The organism is Streptomyces sp. BF23-19 (assembly GCF_041106355.1).
Lineage (GTDB): Bacteria > Actinomycetota > Actinomycetes > Streptomycetales > Streptomycetaceae > Streptomyces > Streptomyces virginiae_A.
Map to the genome: position 1 here is coordinate 1 of NZ_JBGBPT010000131.1, position 17,786 is coordinate 17,786.

At 72.7% G+C, this 17,786-nt stretch carries 20 protein-coding genes; 9 read left to right on the forward strand and 11 right to left on the reverse strand.

Features of this window, described 5'->3' with window-relative positions; all coding sequences use genetic code 11:
* Positions 1-183: 183 nt before the first annotated feature.
* Complete coding sequence (locus AB8A24_RS40725) at positions 184-1,209, reverse strand: LacI family DNA-binding transcriptional regulator (RefSeq protein WP_369479017.1); 1,026 nt, start codon at positions 1,207-1,209, stop codon at positions 184-186.
* Positions 1,210-1,311: 102 nt separating this feature from the next.
* On the opposite strand from AB8A24_RS40725, the gene AB8A24_RS40730 reads away from it, so the two are divergent.
* From AB8A24_RS40730 to AB8A24_RS40745, 4 genes are all read left to right on the forward strand, one after another.
* Positions 1,312-2,667 (forward strand): ABC transporter substrate-binding protein, encoded by a 1,356-nt coding sequence (locus AB8A24_RS40730; protein ID WP_369479018.1) that lies wholly within the window; start codon positions 1,312-1,314, stop codon positions 2,665-2,667.
* Between the two features lie 97 nt (positions 2,668-2,764).
* Positions 2,765-3,670: a carbohydrate ABC transporter permease gene (locus AB8A24_RS40735; protein WP_266392899.1), complete on the forward strand. Its 906-nt coding sequence runs from the start codon at positions 2,765-2,767 to the stop codon at positions 3,668-3,670.
* Positions 3,667-4,491, forward strand: coding sequence for a carbohydrate ABC transporter permease (locus tag AB8A24_RS40740; RefSeq protein WP_078909406.1), 825 nt, complete (start codon positions 3,667-3,669; stop codon positions 4,489-4,491). Before AB8A24_RS40735 ends, AB8A24_RS40740 begins: the two co-directional genes overlap by 4 nt.
* Positions 4,488-5,921 (forward strand): GH1 family beta-glucosidase, encoded by a 1,434-nt coding sequence (locus tag AB8A24_RS40745; protein WP_328963283.1) that lies wholly within the window; start codon positions 4,488-4,490, stop codon positions 5,919-5,921. Before AB8A24_RS40740 ends, AB8A24_RS40745 begins: the two co-directional genes overlap by 4 nt.
* Positions 5,922-5,929: 8 nt before the next feature.
* Here AB8A24_RS40745 and AB8A24_RS40750 read toward each other — a convergent pair whose 3' ends face one another.
* The gene (locus AB8A24_RS40750; protein ID WP_369479019.1) at positions 5,930-6,745 is read right to left on the reverse strand and encodes an SDR family oxidoreductase; all 816 of its coding nucleotides are present in this window, start codon (positions 6,743-6,745) and stop codon (positions 5,930-5,932) included.
* Positions 6,746-6,825: 80 nt separating this feature from the next.
* Here AB8A24_RS40750 and AB8A24_RS40755 point away from each other — a divergent pair, with 80 nt between their 5' ends.
* Both AB8A24_RS40755 and AB8A24_RS40760 read left to right on the forward strand, forming a co-directional pair.
* On the forward strand, positions 6,826-7,440 hold the full coding sequence (locus tag AB8A24_RS40755) for a TetR/AcrR family transcriptional regulator (RefSeq protein WP_328963281.1): 615 nt from the start codon (positions 6,826-6,828) through the stop codon (positions 7,438-7,440).
* On the forward strand, positions 7,427-8,332 hold the full coding sequence (locus tag AB8A24_RS40760) for a hypothetical protein (protein ID WP_369479020.1): 906 nt from the start codon (positions 7,427-7,429) through the stop codon (positions 8,330-8,332). The genes AB8A24_RS40755 and AB8A24_RS40760 overlap by 14 nt, the downstream gene beginning before the upstream one ends.
* Positions 8,333-8,385: 53 nt before the next feature.
* Here the strand turns inward: AB8A24_RS40760 and AB8A24_RS40765 are convergent, their stop codons facing one another.
* From AB8A24_RS40765 to AB8A24_RS40790, 6 genes are all read right to left on the reverse strand, one after another.
* Entirely contained in the window at positions 8,386-8,685 is a 300-nt protein-coding gene (locus AB8A24_RS40765) for a hypothetical protein (protein ID WP_266391627.1), read from the reverse strand.
* A gap of 90 nt (positions 8,686-8,775) precedes the next feature.
* On the reverse strand, positions 8,776-9,468 hold the full coding sequence (locus AB8A24_RS40770) for an NAD(P)-binding domain-containing protein (protein WP_328963279.1): 693 nt from the start codon (positions 9,466-9,468) through the stop codon (positions 8,776-8,778).
* Between the two features lie 28 nt (positions 9,469-9,496).
* Complete coding sequence (locus AB8A24_RS40775) at positions 9,497-10,150, reverse strand: disulfide bond formation protein B (RefSeq protein ID WP_369479021.1); 654 nt, start codon at positions 10,148-10,150, stop codon at positions 9,497-9,499.
* 2 nt (positions 10,151-10,152) lie between these two features.
* Positions 10,153-10,317 carry a DUF5993 family protein gene (locus AB8A24_RS40780; RefSeq protein WP_167745558.1) on the reverse strand — a complete coding sequence of 55 codons (165 nt, stop codon included), beginning with the start codon at positions 10,315-10,317 and terminating at the stop codon, positions 10,153-10,155.
* 36 nt (positions 10,318-10,353) lie between these two features.
* On the reverse strand, positions 10,354-11,751 hold the full coding sequence (locus AB8A24_RS40785) for a HAMP domain-containing sensor histidine kinase (protein WP_328963277.1): 1,398 nt from the start codon (positions 11,749-11,751) through the stop codon (positions 10,354-10,356).
* A gap of 7 nt (positions 11,752-11,758) precedes the next feature.
* A complete protein-coding gene (locus AB8A24_RS40790; RefSeq protein WP_030010722.1) occupies positions 11,759-12,448 on the reverse strand; it encodes a response regulator transcription factor in 690 nt (229 codons plus the stop codon).
* A 79-nt stretch (positions 12,449-12,527) separates the two neighbouring features.
* Between AB8A24_RS40790 and AB8A24_RS40795 the strand changes: the two genes are divergently transcribed.
* Complete coding sequence (locus AB8A24_RS40795; protein WP_328963276.1) at positions 12,528-13,073, forward strand: hypothetical protein; 546 nt, start codon at positions 12,528-12,530, stop codon at positions 13,071-13,073.
* Between the two features lie 84 nt (positions 13,074-13,157).
* Here the strand turns inward: AB8A24_RS40795 and AB8A24_RS40800 are convergent, their stop codons facing one another.
* The gene (locus AB8A24_RS40800; RefSeq protein WP_369479022.1) at positions 13,158-13,571 is read right to left on the reverse strand and encodes a hypothetical protein; all 414 of its coding nucleotides are present in this window, start codon (positions 13,569-13,571) and stop codon (positions 13,158-13,160) included.
* A 149-nt stretch (positions 13,572-13,720) separates the two neighbouring features.
* On the opposite strand from AB8A24_RS40800, the gene AB8A24_RS40805 reads away from it, so the two are divergent.
* Positions 13,721-14,674 carry a LysR substrate-binding domain-containing protein gene (locus AB8A24_RS40805; protein ID WP_328963274.1) on the forward strand — a complete coding sequence of 318 codons (954 nt, stop codon included), beginning with the start codon at positions 13,721-13,723 and terminating at the stop codon, positions 14,672-14,674.
* A 12-nt stretch (positions 14,675-14,686) separates the two neighbouring features.
* Here the strand turns inward: AB8A24_RS40805 and AB8A24_RS40810 are convergent, their stop codons facing one another.
* Entirely contained in the window at positions 14,687-15,565 is an 879-nt protein-coding gene (locus AB8A24_RS40810) for a fused MFS/spermidine synthase (protein ID WP_328963273.1), read from the reverse strand.
* Between the two features lie 19 nt (positions 15,566-15,584).
* Complete coding sequence (locus AB8A24_RS40815) at positions 15,585-15,986, reverse strand: hypothetical protein (protein ID WP_030716195.1); 402 nt, start codon at positions 15,984-15,986, stop codon at positions 15,585-15,587.
* 242 nt (positions 15,987-16,228) lie between these two features.
* Between AB8A24_RS40815 and AB8A24_RS40820 the strand changes: the two genes are divergently transcribed.
* On the forward strand, positions 16,229-17,548 hold the full coding sequence (locus AB8A24_RS40820) for a tetratricopeptide repeat protein (RefSeq protein WP_369479023.1): 1,320 nt from the start codon (positions 16,229-16,231) through the stop codon (positions 17,546-17,548).
* The last annotated feature ends 238 nt before the right edge of the window (positions 17,549-17,786 follow it).

Genomic DNA, 17,786 nt, shown 5'->3' on the forward strand with positions numbered 1-17,786 from the left:
CCCCGGTTCGCGAAAGCGGACCGGGGCCTTCTGCATGAGCGGGGCCTTCCGTCTGACGGACCCGTCCGGACCCGTCCGGACCCGTCCGGTCCGGTCCGGTCCGGTGCGGTCCGGTCCGGTCCGGTGCGGTCCGGTCCGGTCCGGTGCGGTCCGGTCCGGTGCGGTCCGGTCCGGTCCGGTCCGTCAGGACGACTCCCGGACCACCAGCCGGTTCGGCAGGACGGCCGCCGCCTCGCCGGCCTCCCCGGCGATCCTCCCCAGCAGCATCCGCGTCATGGTCCGCCCCATCTCCTCGATCGGCTGCCGCACGCTGGTCAGCGGCGGGTCCATGTGCCGGGCCACCACCGAGTCGTCGAAGCCGACCAGCGCCACGTCCCGCGGAATCCGGCGGCCGGCCGCGCGCAGCTCCCGCCCGGCGCCCGCCGCCATGACGTCCGAGGCGGCGAAGACCGCGTCGAGCCCGGGGTGGCGCTCCAGCAGCTCGCGCATGGCCCGCCGGCCGCCCTCCTCGGTGAAGTCGCCGACCGCGATCAACAGCTCGTCGACGGGACGGGCGGCGGCCGCCAGGGCCTGCCGGTAGCCGTCGAGGCGACACTGGGCCCCGTACACGTCCGGCGGGCCGGTGATGGTGGCGATGGTGCGCCGACCCCGGTCGAGGAGGTGGCGTACGGCCTCGGCCGCGCCCGCCAGGTTGTCGGAGTCCACGCAGGGCAGGGTCTCGCCGGCGGAACGGCGCCCGCTGATCACCGTCGGGATGCCCAGCTCGGCCAGCAGCTCCGGCAGCGGGTCCCCGGCGTGGACGGAGACGAGCAGCACCCCGTCGACGCGGTGCCCGGACAGGTACTGGGCGAGGCGGCGGCGCTCCCGGTCGCTGCCCGCCAGGGTGAGGACGAGCTGGACCTCGGTGTCGGCGAGCTCGGCACCGACTCCGCGGACCACTTCGGAGAAGTAGGGCTCGGCGAAGAAGCGGGCCTCGGGTTCGGGGATCACCAGGGCGATGGCGTCCGTGCGGTTGGCCGCGAGGGCCCGCGCGGCGCGGTTCGGTACGTACCCCAGCTCGGCCACGGCCGCCTCGACGGCGACCCTGGTGTGCTCGCTGACCTTGGAGGATCCGTTGATCACCCGGGAGACCGTGCCGCGCCCGACTCCGGCGCGCGCCGCGACCTCCTCCAGGGTCGGTCGTCCCCCACTGCGCCCGTGCCCGTTCATGGCTTCCTCCCGGTTGTGAATCTACCTCTTGACGACTGTGGGAGCGCTCCCACACTGTGTCACACGACACCTGGCACGTTCCGTCCTTCAGGGAGGAAGCCCATGAGCGTCCGAACCCGAGCCCGAGCCCGAAGAACCCTCCTCACGACCGTCACCGCGCTCGGGGCGGCCGCCCTGCTGCTCGCGGGGTGCGCCCAGGACCCCGAGGAGGACGCCGGGAAGGGCGCGCCGACCTCCGGCGCGTCCGGCGGCGCCGCCCGAACCACCCTCACCGTCGGCGTCTTCGGGGCCTTCGGCCTCAAGGAGGCCGGACTCTACGACGAGTACATGGCGCAGAATCCCGGGATCCGCATCGAGCAGACCTCCATCGAGCGGAACGAGAACTACTACCCCCAGCTCCTCACCCACCTGGGCACGGGCAGCGGGCTCGCCGACATCCAGGCCGTCGAGGTCAACAACATCGCCGAGATCACCGCCACCCAGGCCGACAAGCTGGTGGACCTGGCCAAGGCCCCCGGTGTGGACAAGGCCGCGTACCTGCCCTGGAAGTGGGCCCAGGGCACGGCGAGCGCGGCCAAGGGCGGGGCCACGGTCGGCCTCGGCACGGACATCGGTCCGCAGGGCATCTGCTACCGCAAGGACCTCTTCGAGGCGGCCGGGCTGCCCAGCGACCGGGCGGCGGTCGGGGCGCTGTGGGCGGGCGACTGGAACAAGTACCTGGAGGTGGGCCGGACGTACAAGGCGAAGGCCGGCGGGGGGAAGGCCTTCGTGGACTCGGCGTCGGGTGTGATGGCGGCGGTGACCGGCAGCAGCGCCCAGCGGTTCTACGACGACCAGGGCAAGGTCGTCTACAAGACCAACCCGGCGGTGCGCGGGGCCTTCGACCTGGCGGCCTCCTTCGCCACCGACGGTCTGAGCGCCAAGCTGCAGCAGTTCACCCCGGCCTGGGACCAGGGCTTCTCCAACGGCAACTTCGCCACCCTCTCCTGCCCGGCCTGGATGCTCGGCTACATCCAGGACAAGGCGGGCCCGGCGGGCAAGGACAAGTGGGACGTGGCGCAGGCGCCGAAGCCCAGCAACTGGGGCGGGTCCTTCCTGGTGGTGCCGAAGGCGGGCAAGCAGGCCGAGGCGGCCGCGAAGCTGGCGGCCTGGCTGACGGCCCCGGCGCAGCAGGCGAAGCTCTTCGAGAAGCGGGGAAGTTTCCCGAGCGCGAGCGCCGCGTACAAGCTGCCGACCGTGTCGGGCGCGCAGCACGCGTACTTCGGCGGCGCCCCGATCGGCGAGATCTTCGCGAAGGCGGCCGAGGGCGTGCCGGTGGCGGCGGTCGGCCCGAAGGACCTGGTGATCGCGCAGAACCTGGCGGACATCGGGATGCTGCAGGTCGACCAGAAGGGCCGCAGCCCGCAGGAGGGCTGGGAGGCCGCGGTGAAGGCGATCGACAACGCCTTGGACCAGTGAGGCACCGGTGACGGACGAGACGGCTGTCCTGTCCCCTTTCGCCGTCGGCCCGGAGCGGCCGGCGGCGGAAGGGGGCGGCCGGAGCCGGCCGGGTCAGGTGTGGCGCTCACGCCGCTACCGCTGGGACCTGCGCTGGAGCCCGTACGCCTTCGTGGCGCCCTTCTTCCTCTTCTTCGCCGCCTTCGGGCTGTTCCCGCTGCTCTACACGGGCTGGGCCTCGCTGCACCAGGTGGAGCTGACCGATCCCGACAGCATGACGTGGGTGGGGCTGCGCAACTTCACCCGGCTGTGGGACGACGAGTTCTTCTGGAACGCGCTCCGCAACACGGTGACCATCGGGTTGCTGTCCACGGTGCCGCAGCTGGCGATCGCGCTGGGCCTGGCCCATCTGCTCAACTACCGGCTGCGGGGCTCCGCCTTCTTCCGGGTCGCGGTGCTCACCCCGTACGCGACCTCGGTGGCGGCGGCCACGCTCGTCTTCGTGCTGCTCTTCGGTCGGGACTACGGGATGGTCAACTGGGCGCTGTCGGCGGTCGGTTTCGACGCGGTCGACTGGCAGAACGGCACCTTCGCCTCCCAGTTCGCGGTCTCCACCATCGTGATCTGGCGGTGGACCGGCTACAACGCGCTGATCTACCTGGCGGCCATGCAGGCCGTGCCGGCCGAGCTGTACGAGTCCGCCGCGTTGGACGGGGCCTCGCGCTTCCAGCAGTTCCTCCACGTCACCGTGCCCTCGCTGCGGCCGACGATCTTCTTCACCTGTGTGGTGTCGACGATCGGGGCGACCCAGCTGTTCGGCGAGCCGCTGCTGTTCAACGGCGGGGCGGGCGCGACGGGCGGCTCGGACCACCAGTTCCAGACGCTCGGGCTGTACCTGTACGAGCAGGGCTGGGTGAACCTGCACCTCGGGCGGGCCTCGGCGATCGCGTGGGCGATGTTCCTGATCCTGCTGCTGATCGCCGGGGCGGCGCGGTTGCTGCGCGGACGGAAGGAGACCCGATGAGGGCACTGCGCGCGGGCCGGCTCACGTACGTGGTGCTGGCCCTGTTCACGGCCGGTTCGCTCTTCCCCCTGGTGTGGACGGCGATCGCGGCCTCCCGTAGCAATACGCGCCTGGCGCAGACCCCGCCGCCGTTCTGGTTCGGCGGGAACCTGGGGCGCAACCTCCAGGTCGCGTGGACCGACGCCAACATGGGGACGGCCCTGCTGAACACGGTGATCGTGGCGGGCACGGTCGCCGCGGGCACCGTGTTCTTCTCCACCCTCGCCGGGTTCGCCTTCGCCAAGCTCCGCTTCCGCGGCAGCCGGCCGCTGCTGGCGCTGGTGATCGCGACGATGCTGATCCCGCCGCAGCTGAGCGTGGTGCCGCTGTACATGCTGATCGCGAAGCTGTCCTGGACCGACCGGCTCCAGGCGGTGATCCTGCCGACGCTGGTGGGTGCGTTCGGGGTGTTCTTCATGCGCCAGTACCTGGTGCACGCGCTGCCGATGGAGCTGGTGGAGGCGGCGCGCACGGACGGGGCGAGTTCGCTGCGGGTGCTGTGGCACGTGGTGTTCCCCGCCGCCCGGCCCGCGATGGCCGTGCTGGGGATGCTGACCTTCGTCATGGCCTGGAACGACTTCTTCTGGCCGATCGTCGCGCTGACGCAGAACGGCAGCCCGACGGTGCAGGTGGCTCTGACCGGGCTGGGCCGGGGCTACATCCCCGACCAGTCGGTGATCATGGCGGGTGCGCTGCTGGGCACGCTCCCGCTGCTGCTGGTGTTCCTCGTCTTCGGCCGGCAGATCGTCGGCGGCATCATGCAAGGAGCGGTCAAGGGATGACGCACACGAACACGAACGCCGAAGCCGGCGGCGCGGACCCGCACACGGACGCCGGCGCGCGGGAACTGCGGTTCCCCGACGGGTTCCTGTGGGGAACGGCCACGGCTGCCTTCCAGATCGAGGGCGCCGCGAGCCTGCGCGGGCCCTCCATCTGGGACACCTTCTGCCGTACGCCGGGCAAGGTGCACGGCGGTGACACGGGCGACGTCGCCGTCGACCACCACCGGCTGTGGCGGGAGGACGTCCGCCTGATGGCCTCGCTCGGGCTCGGCGCCTACCGGTTCTCGGTGTCCTGGCCGCGGGTCCTCGCCGGCGGGATCGGTTTCTACGACGCGTTGGTCGACGAGCTGCTCTCGTACGGGATCCGGCCCTGCGTGACCCTGTACCACTGGGACCTGCCGCAGGAGCTGGAGAGCGCGGGCGGCTGGCCCGAGCGGGAGACGGCCTATGCCTTCGCCCGGTACGCCGAGCAGGTCACGGCGGCGCTGGCCGACCGGGTGGAGCTCTGGACCACCCTCAACGAGCCCTGGTGCAGCGCCTTCCTCGGCTACGCCTCGGGGGTGCACGCCCCCGGCCGCACCTCCCCCGCCGACTCGCTGCGCGCCGCCCACCACCTCAACCTGGCCCACGGACTGGCCGCGGCGACCCTGCCGGCCGGAACCCGGGCCGGTATCGCGCTCAACCCCAGCGCGGTACGGCCGCTGACCGGCTCGGCGGCCGACGCGGACGCGGCCCGCCGGATCGACGCCCTGGCCAACCGGGTCTTCACCGGCCCGCTGCTGCACGGGGCCTACCCGCAGGACCTGCTCGCGGACACCGCCGCCGTGACGGACTGGTCCTTCGTCCGCCACGGCGACGAGGCGCTGATCCACCAGCCGTTGGACTTCCTGGGGGTGAACTACTACACGCCGGCGGTGGTCTCGGCCGCCCCCGACGGGACCGGCCCGCGCGCCGACGGCCATGGGGCGACGGCGCACTCCCCCTGGCCCGCGGCGGATTCGGTCGCCTTCCACCAACCCCCGGGCGAGCGGACCGACATGGGCTGGTCGATCGACCCCACCGGCCTGTACGACCTGCTGATGCGCTTCACCCGGGAGGCGCCCGGGCTGCCGCTGCTGGTCACCGAGAACGGCGCCGCGTACGCCCCGGACCTGCACGACCCGCAACGCATCGGCTACCTGGAGGCCCATCTCGCGTCCGTCCACCGCGCCTTGGCGGACGGCGCCCCGGTGGAGGGCTACTTCCTCTGGTCGCTGATGGACAACTTCGAGTGGTCCTACGGGTACAGCAAGCGCTTCGGCATCGTGCGGGTCGACTACGAGACCCAGGCCCGCACCCCCCGCTCCAGCGCCCACTGGTACGCCCGCCTGGCTCGGAAGGGGAGCTTCCTCACCTACGGGGACGAGACCGGCCTGGACGGGATGGCCTAAGGACTGTCCTAGCGGAAGGCCGGGGCCGAGCGGGCCGCCCAGTCCGCGAAGGGGCGCGGCGCCCGGCCGAGGATCTCGCGCACGGCGGAGCTCGGCTCCAGTTCGGCGGGCAGGGGTTCGCCGAGGATCGCGAGGGTGCCCTCCACGACCGGCTCGGGCATGAAGGTCAGCATCTGGGCGCGGGCCTCCTCCCGGGTCTGCTCGACGAAGCGGACGGGCTCGCCCAGGGCCGCACCGATCGCCTCGGCCCGCTCCCTCGGGGTGACCGGGGCGGGCCCGTTGAGCTCATAGGTCCGGCCCGCGTGGCCCGGTTCGCGCAGGACCGCGGCCGCGACCTCGGCGATGTCCGCCGGGTCGATGGTCGGGAGCCCGACGTCGCCGAACGGCGCGGCGGCCGTGCGGTGCGTACGGATGCTCTCGGCCCAGGCGTAGGCGTTGGAGTCGAGGCCGCCGGAGCGCAGGATCGTCCACTCCAGGCCGCTGCGGCGGACGGCGTCCTCGAACCGCGCGGGGTGGGCGTACACCTCCGGGCGGGTCCCGACTCCCTGGGACGAGAGCAGGACGACCCGGCGGATCCCGGCGGCCGCCGCCCGCTCCAGGATGCCCTGCGGGTCCTCGCCGGCGACGAGCAGGAACAGCGCGTCGGCCCCTTCGAGCGCGGGGCCGAGGCCTTGCGGCTCGGCGAGGTCGCCCTGGTGGTGGCGGACCCCTTCGGGCATGTGCGCCGGCCGCCGGGAGACGGCGGTGACGCGCTCGTCGCGGTCGACGAGGATCCGTACGAGTTCCTGTCCCACGTTCCCGGTCGCGCCCGTCACTACGATCATGATGTTCCCCCTGATAAGTTAGTCGGCTGACTTAGTTACGACCATAGCCCCTTCCCGATCACTCGTCTAGAGTCAGTCAGGTGACTGACTCAAAGAAGGTCCGGCGGACGTCCGGCAAGCGGGAACGGCTGGCGACCGCCGCGGCGCAGGTCCTCCACGCCCAGGGCGTCGCCCAGACCACGCTCGCGGACATCGCCCAGGCGGCCGAGGTCCCGGTGGGCAACGTCTACTACTACTTCAAGACCAAGGACGATCTCGTCGAGGCCGCGATCGGCGCGCAGGCCGAGAACCTCCGGGGAATGATCGCCGCGCTCGACGAACTCCCCGCCCCCGCAGAGCGGTTGAAGGCCCTGCTGGCCGGCTGGGTCGAACAGCGCGAGCTCACCGCCAGATACGGCTGCCCCACCGGCACCCTCGCCTCCGAACTCGACAAGCGCGCCGACGGCCTCGACCGGTCGATCGCCACCGTCATGCGGGCCCTCCTCGACTGGGCCGAGCAGCAGTTCCGCGCGATGGGCCGCGCCGACGCCCGCGAGCTGGCCGTCGCCCTGATCGCCTCCTACCAGGGCATCTCGCTGCTCACCAACACCTTCCGCGACCCGGACCTGATGACCGCCGAGGCCCACCGCCTGGAACGCTGGATCGACTCCCTCACCGAGGGCCCCACCACCGGGGACGACGATGCGCGCGAGTGACCGGCCCGGCCGCACCACGCCCCCGCGCCCCCTGGACGTGGAGTCCCTCTTCCCGACCCTGGCCGCCCACCGCCGCACCGCGACCCGGCTGCACCCGCGCCCCGGCACGCCCGGCCCGCACGACAGCCACGTAGGAGGGCCGCTGCTGTGGCCCGCCGACGAACCCTGGCCGGTGTGCACGACCCCGCACCGGCGCGCCCCCGGACCGGGACCGCTGCCGCTGGTCGCCCTGGCCCAGCTCCACGCCCGGGACGTGCCGGACCTGCCGGCCGGCCCGGACGGCTGCGATCTGCTGCAGGTGTTGTGGTGCCCCTTCGACGCCCACGGGCCCACCGGATACGGGATGTACACGCACCTGCGGTGGCGCCGGGCGGCGGAGGTCCGCGAGCCGGCGGCCGAGCGGCCGGCGCCCGGAGCCGTCGGATTCGACGGGTACCTGCCCGAGCCCTGCGTGCTGCACCCGGAGCAGATCACCGAGTACCCGTACATCGAGCTGCTCACCGGGGAACTGGGAGCGGCGGTCGAGGAGTGGGAGGACGCCCAGGAGGAGGCCGCCTACGAGGCCGGGGAGGAAGCGGAGGAGGACGGCGACGGGCCCTGGCTGCCGACCTACCAGTGCGACCTGTCCGTCGCCCCGGGCTGGAAGGTCGGCGGGCACGCGGCCTGGAACCTCACCGGGCCCGGAACCATGGACTGCGAAGCCTGCGGGTGCCCGATGGAGCTGCTGCTGACCGTCGCGACGACCGAGTGGCAGGCGGACCGGACGAGCTGGATCCCGCTGGAGGACGGACCGATGAGCCCGACGGGGGTCGTCGTCGGCAACCACGGCAAGCTCAACGTCTTCGCCTGCCCCCGGGACCCGTCCCACCCGCACGGCTTCAGCGTCCAGTAGGAGGGCCGCTCAGGAGTCGCCCATGAGTCACGCAGGAGTCGCTCGTGGGTCGCTCAGGACCGGTTCCCCATCGCCGCCAGGCCCCTCGCCAGCTCCTCGGCGTTCATCACCGGAGCGACCTCGACCTCGGCGTTGAACTGCAGGAACAGGTCCTCCATCAGCGGCGGCATCTGCGCGCTGTCCTGCAGGTCGAAGACCATCCAGCAGGAGCGCACGCCCTCGTGCAGGCCGAAGTAGGCGGCCTCCGGCTTCACCCGTTCCATCAAGGTCTTGATCGCCTGGGGCAGGGCGCCGGTCGTGATGCCCTCGTTGGTGGCGGCCGTGTCCATGTGCGCCCTGAGCATGACTCTCATGCGTGGCTCCTTCCGTCACGCCCACCCTCCGCGCGGACCGGGGGCGCGGCAACATATGCGCCCCCGTCCGGGCCGGGGCCCGGGGCGCCGTCAGGCGCCCTGGACGTGGAAGTTGAAGTCGGCGTGCCCCAGCCGTCCCGTCAGCGACAACCAGATCGGCAGCAGCATCTCCACGCCCCGCGCGGTCCGGATCCCGCCGAGGTCGAGGATGTTCGCCTGCGGCCACCCGAAGGAGTGCAGCAGCTCGCGCACGCTCGCCTTGGCCTCCTCGTCGTCCCCGGACAGGAAGACGTCGTGGTCGCCGGCCACCCGGGCCGGGTCGACCATCACCGCGCAGTTCATGGTGTTCAGGGTCTTGACCACCCGCACGCCCGGGAAGGTCCGCTGGAGCAGCTCGCCCAGGCTGTCGCTGTTGCCCGGGTCGAGCACGGGCGGCCACCCGCCCGAGAAGTCCAGCGGGTTGGCGAGGTCGATGAGCACCTTGCCGTCCAGGTGCTCGGTGCCCACCGAGGTCAGCACGTCGACACTGACCCGGCCGCCGGTGGCGTTGACGAGGACCTCGGCCGAGCGGGCGGCTTCCGCGAAGGTCGCGAGCCCCACCCGGGGATGCTCGGCCTGCCAGGCGGCGTACGGAGCGACCGGGGCTCCGGTACCGGCCGGTTCGGTCCGGGCCAGCGTGGCGGCGGGGTCCCGGGTGCCGAGGAGTACGTCGTGCCCCAGGGAGACGAGCTTTGCGGCCACCGTACGACCCACCACGCCGGTGCCGAAGACTGCGAAGCGCACTGCGGAAGTCCCTTCACGCGAAGCCCGGTCAGCCCAGGATCCCGAGATCGTAGAAGAATCGGTACCTCTTCGGGTCGTCCGGGAGGAACCAGTGGAGGCCCTCCTCCAGGAAGACCGCCAGCAGGTTCACCGCGATCACCATGCCCAGGAACCACAGCGCGCACATGCCCGCCGTACGCAGTGCCCCCGGGCGGACCGCCGGGACCGCACGGTCGGCCGTCACATGGGCGAAGGCCAGGGCGACGCCGACGCCGACCACCGAGAGCTGGAAGAGGATCCACGCCCACACGTACAGGTGCAGGCCGAACACCTCGCTCCCGTACCCCTTGGCCCCCGGCAGGATGTGCAGCGTGGTCTGCCGCCAGGACGCGAAGGAGCCCCCGATCGCCGCGACCAGGGACATCCCCCAGCCGGTCATGTAGACGCGGGCCGTCACCGTGCCGCTGATCAGCGCCGCGCGGATGATGTACGCCGCGCCCAGGGCCACCAGCAGCATGAACATCCGCTGCGCGACGCACAGCGGGCACGGGATCTGCCCCAGCCCGAACTGGTGGTAGAGGCCGCCCAGGACGACACACGTCCAGCCGAAGGCGAAGAAGCAGGCGAACCAGTACTGGGCCCGGCCCAGCAGACCGCTCTCCGGCGGGGCGTCCGGCACGAGGCTGTGCATCGCCGCGGCCACGGTCAGTAGCTCAGCTTCAGCGCGAGACCGCTGGTGATGTGGTGGGCCGTCAGCAGGGTGACGGCGATCAGCACCGCCCACCACGCACCGAGCACGACCGTCCGGGACGCGCCCCGGTACAGGGCGACCAGCGTGGCGAGGAGCCCGCCGAAGATGAGGGTGTCCATGCCGCGGACCGTACCGAGACGGCGACATCGCGCCTGCTAGGCGCGCCCCCGGTTACGTCGGTTGCCGCGTCGGCCGCGCCCGGCGCGCCCCGCGCCGGGGCCGCCGAGGCTCCGGCCGTCCAGGCCGATCCAGACCCGGACCTCGGTCCCGCCGAGCACCGAGCGGCCCAGCCGTACGTCGCCGCCGGTCGACTCCGCGACCCGCCGCACGATGTCCAGGCCGAGTCCCGTCGACCCGTCGCGGCCGCCGTCGTTGCCGCGGCGCAGGGCCGCGTCCGGGTCGGCGATGCCGGGGCCGGCGTCCGAGACGAGCACGATGACCGCGTCGGAGGCGTCGTGCACGTCCACCGAGAAGGGGGTGCCCTCGGGGGTGTGCCGGAAGACGTTGCCGAGCATGGCGTCGAGGGCTGCGGCGAGTTCGGGCCGCGCCACGGGGATCCGTACCGTACGGTCCACGCCCGCGAGCCGCACCTCGCGGCCCTCGTCCTCCGCGAGCGCCGACCAGAAGGCCATCCGGTCGCGGATCACCTCGGAGGCGTCGCAGCCCGCGCCCGCCCCGGATCCCGGACCGGTGGCCGGGCGCTGCTCCCGGGCGGTACGGATGATCGTGTCGACCTCGCGCTCCAGCTGCTCCACGGCGGCCCGGGTCTGTTCGGCGGCCGGACCGTCGCCGAGCGAGGCCGTGTTGAGCCGCAGCACGGTCAGCGGGGTCCGCAGCCGGTGCGAGAGGTCGGCGGCCAGTTCCCGCTCGTTGGCGAGGAGCTCGACGACCTGGTCCGCCATCGCGTTGAACGCGGCGGCCGCCGACCGGAGTTCCTTCGGCCCGTCCTCGGGCACCCGCGCGCCGAGCCTGCCCTCACCGAGCTGGTGGGCCGCGTCCGCGAGCCGTTCGGCCGGCCGGACCAGCCGGGCGCCGAGCCGGTCGGCGACCCCGACCGAGCCGACGATCAGGGCCAGCCCGACGCCCGCGAGCACCAGCCAGGCCGTCGCGACGCCGTTGCTGACCTCGCTCTCCGGTACGAAGATCTCCACCACGGCGATGTCCCCGGACCCGAGCGCGGTCGGCTGGAGCAACGCCGAGCCGCCGCCCGAGACCTTGGCCGTCGTCCCCCGCCCCATCCGGCGGGTCTCCGCGACGGCGCGCTCGCCGGCCCGGCCCCGGCCGATGTCCACCGGCGGGCTGTCGCCGAGCGCGGGCACGTGGACGGCCATCCGCCGGGCGGCACCCATCTGGGTGGACTCCACGGCCTTCTGCAACTGCACGGGGTCGGTGGTGATGGACAGCGTCGGCCCGATGCTGGCGGCCTGCCGCTCGGCGTTGGAGAAGGCCCGGTCGCTGGCCATCTCCTGGACGACGAGGCCGAGGGGGACGGCGAAGGCCACGACCACCATGGCCGTGACCGCGAGGCACACCTTGACGAGCGCCCATCTCATCGCGCGCTCACCGGGGCGGCTCCAGCTTGACCCCGACCCCCCGCAGCGTGTGCAGGTAGCGCGGCCGGGCGGCGGTCTCGCCGAGTTTGCGGCGCAGCCAGGACAGGTGGACGTCGATGGTCTGGTCGTCGCCGTACGACTGCTGCCAGACCTCGGCGAGCAGTTCACGCCGGGCCACGACCACCCCGGGCCGCCCGGCGAGGAAGGCCAGCAGGTCGAACTCCCGGCGGGTGAGGTCCAGTACGGCCCCGTCCAGCTCGGCCTGGCGGCGCAGCGGGTCGATGGCGAGCCCGCCGACGCGCAGGACGCGCGAGGGCGGCTCGGCACCGGCGGCGGCCCGGGCCCGGCGCAGGACGGCGGACATCCGGGCCGAGAGGTGCTCCACGGAGAAGGGTTTGGTCAGGTAGTCGTCGGCGCCGTCGTTGAGCAGCCGGACGATCTCCGCCTCGTCGTCGCGCGCGGTGGCGATGATCACGGGTACGTCGGTGATGCCGCGCAGCATCTTGAGCGCCTCGGACCCGTCCAGGTCGGGCAGTCCGAGGTCGAGGATGACCACGTCGAAGCGGTGGTGCGCGACCTCGCGCAGGGCCTCCAGGGCCGTGCCGACGCTCCGCACGGTGTGCGAGGCCTCGGTCAGGTGCCGGATGAGGGCGGAACGTACGAACTGGTCGTCCTCGACCACGAGCACACTTGCCATGGCCCGCACGGTAGTCCATCCGGGCGACACAGCGGGGTGTCGGGCCACTCTTGTGGCGGGTGGTGCAGTATGTGCACTGATGCGACGAGGACTTCTCCATGCGATGGCCTGGATGCTGGCGACCGGCGCGGCGGTGACGCTGTCGTGGTGGGGCGTGCACACCGTCATGTCAGGAACGGCCTACGATCCACCGCTCGCGGTGCCCCTGACCACGCATCCCCTGTCCTCGTCCACGCACAGCGCGCAGGCGTCCCCGTCCCCCTCGCAGTCCGCGTCCCCGTCGCCCTCCGGGTCGCCCACGCCGGAGGCCTCACCGACCGCCGGGCCCTCTCCGGAGAAGTCCCCGAAGTCGTCGGCCGGCCCGGACCCGTACCGGCGGCCGGAAGGCCAGGGGACGGACACGGGCAAGGTGCAGGCCTATCCGGTGTCCGGCGGCCGGGTGGTCTTCTCCCTGGGCGCGTCCTCCGCCGAGCTGGTCTCGGCCACCCCCGCGGCCGGGTGGCGGATGCAGGTGTGGAAGCAGGACTTCTGGATCCGGGTCACCTTCACCCGGGACGGCCGCGAGGTGTCGGTCTTCTGCACCTGGCACGACCACCCGCCGATGGTGGAACTCGTCGACCCCTGACCGGCTCGTGGGGCCGGGACCCGTCGGGTCTTGAGCAGGGTGCCGCCGTCGTAGGCCGGGTCTCCCACGTAGCCGTGGCCCGGGTCAGAACTTCGGAGCGAGCTCCGACCCGAAGGTGTAGGTCCCCGAAAGGTGCAGCTGGTTGGTGTCGGCCAGGGCGGCGGTCGCCGAGCCCGGCTTGGACAGCCAGGAGTGCTGGTTGTAGTACCCGTTGTACGGGACGATGCAGTCGTTCCAGGTGTACCAGCCGGCCTCGACGTAGAGGTCACGGTTGGGGATGCGCGCACCACCGAGGATCTGCGACCACTTGTAGTCCCCCGTCGCCAGGTAGATGTCCCTGCTCACGCAGGCGTTCGCCATGCTCGAGGTCGGATTCGCGGTCAGGGTCACCGAGCGCGTGTTGTACGCCGTGGCCGCCGCCTCGGCGGGGGCTCCCGCGAGGGCGACAAGGGCGGTGGCGGAAGCGGCTGCCGCGGCGAACTTGCTGAGCTTGTTCATGATCTAACTGGCTCCTTCGTGGCAATTCGACTTGACCGAGCGACTTCAAACTAGCCAGTTGACGGGAGAGGGATCTACGTAAATTCTGAGTCCGGTTCGATAAGCGGGAGTTATCAAAAAACGGGGGCCCGGAGTTGGAACTACGAGATGTGGACGTCTTTTTGACACTGGCGGACGAGCTCCACTTCGGACGGACGGCCGAGCGGCTGCACATCTCCCAGGCCCGGGTCAGCCAGGTCGTCAAGCGGCAGGAACGGGCCATCGGAGCAGCCCTGTTCGAACGCACCACCCGGACGGTGCGCCTCACTCCGATCGGCCGCCGGCTGCGCGACGACCTTTCGCACGCGCGGGACATGTTCGAGGAGGCGATAACGAGGGCGAAAGGAGCGGCGCAGGGGCTGCGCGGATCATTACGGGTGGGCTTCCTCGGCGCCATGGGGCATGAAATTCGGCCATTGATCGAGGAATTCCGGTCACACCACCCGGACTGCGAAGTCGAATTGGTGGAATCCCGCCTTTGCGACCCGTTCGGCCTTCTTCGCGCCGAAGAGGTCGACGTACAGATCCTGTGGCTGCCGGTCCAGGAACCCGATCTGGCCGTCGGCCCGGTGGTACTGACCGAGGCGCGCGTGCTCGCCGTTCCCGCCGAGTCCGATCTGGCCTGTCTGGGCTCCGTGGCGTGGGAGGACCTCGACGACCACCCGGTCGCCGACCTCGGCTGCCTGGCGCCGACCTACTGGGTGGAGGCGTTGCTGCCGCGGCGGACACCGAACGGACGCCTCATCAGGCGGGGGCCGAGCGCGCGCACCGTCCAGGAGGTCCTCGCCCTCGTCGCCGACGGGCAGATCGTCAGCCCCCTGCACCAGCACTCCACCCGGTACTTCGCCTACCCCGGCATCACCTACCTGCCCCTGCCCGACGCCCCGAACATCCAGTGGGCACCCGTGTGGTCCGTCACGAACCGGAGCGGGCTCGTGCACGCCTTCGCCCAGGTGGCACGGAACTCCACCGCCCTGCGCGGCCGAGGGCGGGCGCAGCGCGGCCGGCGGGTGGCCGGTCCTTCCGCCGGCTGGGGCGGGTACACGACCGGCGGGCCCACCTGACCGGCGAAGCCGCTACCGGAAGACCGAGGGCGGCGGCTGCGGCGAGGCCACCGCGGAGGCGTCCGCGACCGGGGCCGCGCCACCCGCGAAGTCCGCGAGGGCCCGACCGTGCTCGACGCGGCCCGGGTGCGGGTCGCTCGCGACCCGGCGGGTGAACTCCGCGACGGGCAGTTCCCGGTCGGCCGCCACCAGGACGGCGTTGCCGAACCGTTTCCCCCGCCACACCACCGGATCGGCGGCCAGCGCCAGCTCCGCGAACCGGGACGCGGCCGTCGCGATCTGGCTCCGCAGATGCGTCAGCGGCGGACCGTCCGCCAGATTGGCCACGTACCACCCGGTGGGCGCGAGGGCGCGCCGTACGTCGTCCAGGAACTCGGTGCTCGTCAGGTGCGCCGGGGTACGCGCCCCGCTGAACACGTCCGCGATCACCAGGTCCGCCCAGCCGTCCGGAACCTTCGCCAGGCCCACCCGCGCGTCCACCGCCCGGACCCGGACCCGCGCCTGCGGATCCAGCGGCAGGTGTTCCCGTACGAAGGCCACCAGGGCGGCGTCGATCTCCACCACCTGCTGGGTGGAGCGGGGGCGGGAGGCGGCGGTGTAACGGGCGAGGGTGAAGGCCCCGCCACCCAGGTGCACCACGTTCAAGGGCTGCCGGGCGGGCGCGACGAGATCGATCAGATGGCCGATCCGCCGCTGGTACGCGAAGTCCAGGTGGGCGGGATCGGCCAGGTCCACATGCGACTGCGGGGCCCCGTCGATCAGCAGGGTCCAGGCGCCGGCCCGCTCCCGGTCCGGCTCCAGCTCCGCCCGGCCGCCGTCCACCTGCCCGACGACCGCCTCGGCGCCGCCCCGGCCGCGCTGCTTGCCCTTGTTCCTGTCCTTGCCTGCCACCACCCCATTGTGACGGGAGTCAGCGACAGTTGTCCGCGGCCTCGATCAGCCGCGCCGCCTCACCCAGCGCCGCACGCAGCACGTCCGGATCCGTGACCGGCCCGACGGCCTCCGGCGGCAGCAGCCAGCCGGTGGCGCCCGCGGTCGGCGAGGCGGCGTCTCCGAAGCGCACACCGCGCCCGTTGGTCTGCGTACACGCACTGCCCGGCAGGTCCCACGCGTCGGCCGTACCGGACGGGACGAGGAAGCCGAGGGTGTCGCCGGACCCGTCGTGCAGCACCGGCCCGACCCCGCCGGCCTGGCTGGCCGCCCGGCGGATGATGTCCACCGCCTCCAGCCCCTGCCGCGTGGGAACGGTCACCAGGTCCAGGTCCGGGGCCGCGCCGGGCTCGGACGCGGTATTCGTTCCAGTGCTCTCCATGCCGCCCTCCACCAAGGGAACCCCTCCTCGATCCGTATCCGCATGGGTTCAACGCACGGGAACGTCAACAGGTGCGGTGGCAAGACGCCGCAAAGGATGGCAGTTCATGGCGGATCGCGGGTGAGATATCCGTTTTGTAGCCAAACATCGCATGAACACCCCCTCGCTGGCGGTACGTTCATGCGCGCCGGACCCCCCGTCACAGCACCGGCGCTGCGTTCCTTGCCAGAGAGGTCACGTCCATGGCGGCGTCCCCCCACTCACCCAACTCCACGTTCCGGCGACTGCGCGGGCAGCACTCCCCCGCCGAGTTCGCGGCCCTGGTACGCCGGGCCGCGAAGGAAATCGGAGAAACGGTTTCCTGCGACGCGCGCTACATCGGCCGGGTCGAGTCCGGCGAGATCCGCTGCCCCAACTACGCCTACGAGCGGGTCTTCCTCCACATGTTCCCCGGCCGCGCCCTGGCCGACCTGGGCTTCTCCCCCCGCGAGAGCGTCCGCGGCCGCTCGGGCCGACGCGCTCCCCTCTCCCTCCCCCTCCACCGATCCCCTTCCAGTGCCAAGGAGAGCGACGTGCTGCGTCGCGCGTTCATGGCGGGCGGCTCCGCGACCGTGGCGGCCGCGACGCTCAGCCTCACCCTGCTCGGCGACACCCGCCGGCTCCCCTCCCGCGCCGGCGAGTCCGAGGCCGCCGCCGTCGAGGACGCGGTACGCCAGATCCGCCTGCTGGACGACCGGCACGGCGCCGACGCCCTGTACCGGCGGGCCGCCGAACCCCTGCGCACCGCCTACGCACTGCTCGACGCGGGAGCCACCCGGCAGTCCACCGAGGACCGGCTGCACTCGGGCGCCGGTGAGCTGGCCGTCTCGGTCGGCTGGCTCGCCCACGACTCGGGCCGCTTCGACGACGCCCGCTCGCACTACGCCGAGGCCCTGGCGACGGCCCGGGTCGCGCGGGACGCGGGCCTGGAGGCGCACGCCTTCAGCAACATGGCCTTCCTGGCCCGGGACTGCGGCCGCTCCCGCGAGGCGGTACGCGCCGCCCAGGCGGGCCGCCGCGCCGCCCGCTCCCTCGGCTCCCCACGGCTGCTGTCCCTGCTCGCGCTGCGGGAGGCGGGCGGCTGGGCGGGGCTGGCCGACCGCAAGGCCTGCGAGGAGGCACTGACCCGGGCGCACACGGAGTTCTCCCGCGGCGAGTCGGACGCCGACCCCGAGTGGATGTCCTTCTTCGGCCAGGCGGAACTGGAATTCCTGGAGGCACGCTGCTGGTCGGCCCTGGGCGAGCACGCCCGCGCGGCCCGGCACGCCCGCCGCGCCGCCGACCTCCAGGACCCGCACTTCGCCCGCAACGTGGCCCTCTACACCGCCGAACTGGCCGGCGACCTGGCCCGCGCGGGTGCCCCTGACGAGGCCGCGTGGGCGGGGGGCCGCGTACTGGACCTCCTGGCCGAGGTCCAGTCCACCCGCATCCGCTCGATGCTGGCGGAAACGGCCGGAACCCTCATCCCCCACCAACGCTCCCCCCGCGTCTCCACGTTCCTGACCCGCCACGCCACCGCCTGAAGCCCTGCGGGCGGCTCGGTGGTGTTCAGCTGGACCTTGCCCTTGCCGGGCGGGGCGCCTCAATCGCCGGCGGGGCTGGGTGGTGTGGGGCGGTGCCCCGCACGAGGGTCTCCTCGGCTCGGCGCGTGCGGGTACGTCCCGGCAAGACGGCCCAGGTCGCGCCTCGTCCTGCGGGGACCCTCCTGCGTGTCCCCGCCCCACGGCAGGGCTACGACAGCGACGGCCCGAGGGGTGGGGG

What these genes read in the sequence shown, in the direction of transcription:
- AB8A24_RS40725 (WP_369479017.1), bottom strand. Translation starts at nt 1,209, where the DNA reads ATGAACGGGCACGGGCGCAGTGGGGGACGACCGACCCTGGAGGAGGTC.
- AB8A24_RS40730 (WP_369479018.1), top strand. Translation starts at nt 1,312, where the DNA reads ATGAGCGTCCGAACCCGAGCCCGAGCCCGAAGAACCCTCCTCACGACC.
- AB8A24_RS40740 (WP_078909406.1), top strand. Translation starts at nt 3,667, where the DNA reads ATGAGGGCACTGCGCGCGGGCCGGCTCACGTACGTGGTGCTGGCCCTG.
- AB8A24_RS40745 (WP_328963283.1), top strand. Translation starts at nt 4,488, where the DNA reads ATGACGCACACGAACACGAACGCCGAAGCCGGCGGCGCGGACCCGCAC.
- AB8A24_RS40750 (WP_369479019.1), bottom strand. Translation starts at nt 6,745, where the DNA reads ATGATCGTAGTGACGGGCGCGACCGGGAACGTGGGACAGGAACTCGTA.
- AB8A24_RS40760 (WP_369479020.1), top strand. Translation starts at nt 7,427, where the DNA reads ATGCGCGCGAGTGACCGGCCCGGCCGCACCACGCCCCCGCGCCCCCTG.
- AB8A24_RS40765 (WP_266391627.1), bottom strand. Translation starts at nt 8,685, where the DNA reads ATGAGAGTCATGCTCAGGGCGCACATGGACACGGCCGCCACCAACGAG.
- AB8A24_RS40780 (WP_167745558.1), bottom strand. Translation starts at nt 10,317, where the DNA reads ATGGACACCCTCATCTTCGGCGGGCTCCTCGCCACGCTGGTCGCCCTG.
- AB8A24_RS40785 (WP_328963277.1), bottom strand. Translation starts at nt 11,751, where the DNA reads ATGAGATGGGCGCTCGTCAAGGTGTGCCTCGCGGTCACGGCCATGGTG.
- AB8A24_RS40790 (WP_030010722.1), bottom strand. Translation starts at nt 12,448, where the DNA reads ATGGCAAGTGTGCTCGTGGTCGAGGACGACCAGTTCGTACGTTCCGCC.
- AB8A24_RS40795 (WP_328963276.1), top strand. Translation starts at nt 12,528, where the DNA reads ATGCGACGAGGACTTCTCCATGCGATGGCCTGGATGCTGGCGACCGGC.
- AB8A24_RS40800 (WP_369479022.1), bottom strand. Translation starts at nt 13,571, where the DNA reads ATGAACAAGCTCAGCAAGTTCGCCGCGGCAGCCGCTTCCGCCACCGCC.
- AB8A24_RS40815 (WP_030716195.1), bottom strand. Translation starts at nt 15,986, where the DNA reads ATGGAGAGCACTGGAACGAATACCGCGTCCGAGCCCGGCGCGGCCCCG.
- AB8A24_RS40820 (WP_369479023.1), top strand. Translation starts at nt 16,229, where the DNA reads ATGGCGGCGTCCCCCCACTCACCCAACTCCACGTTCCGGCGACTGCGC.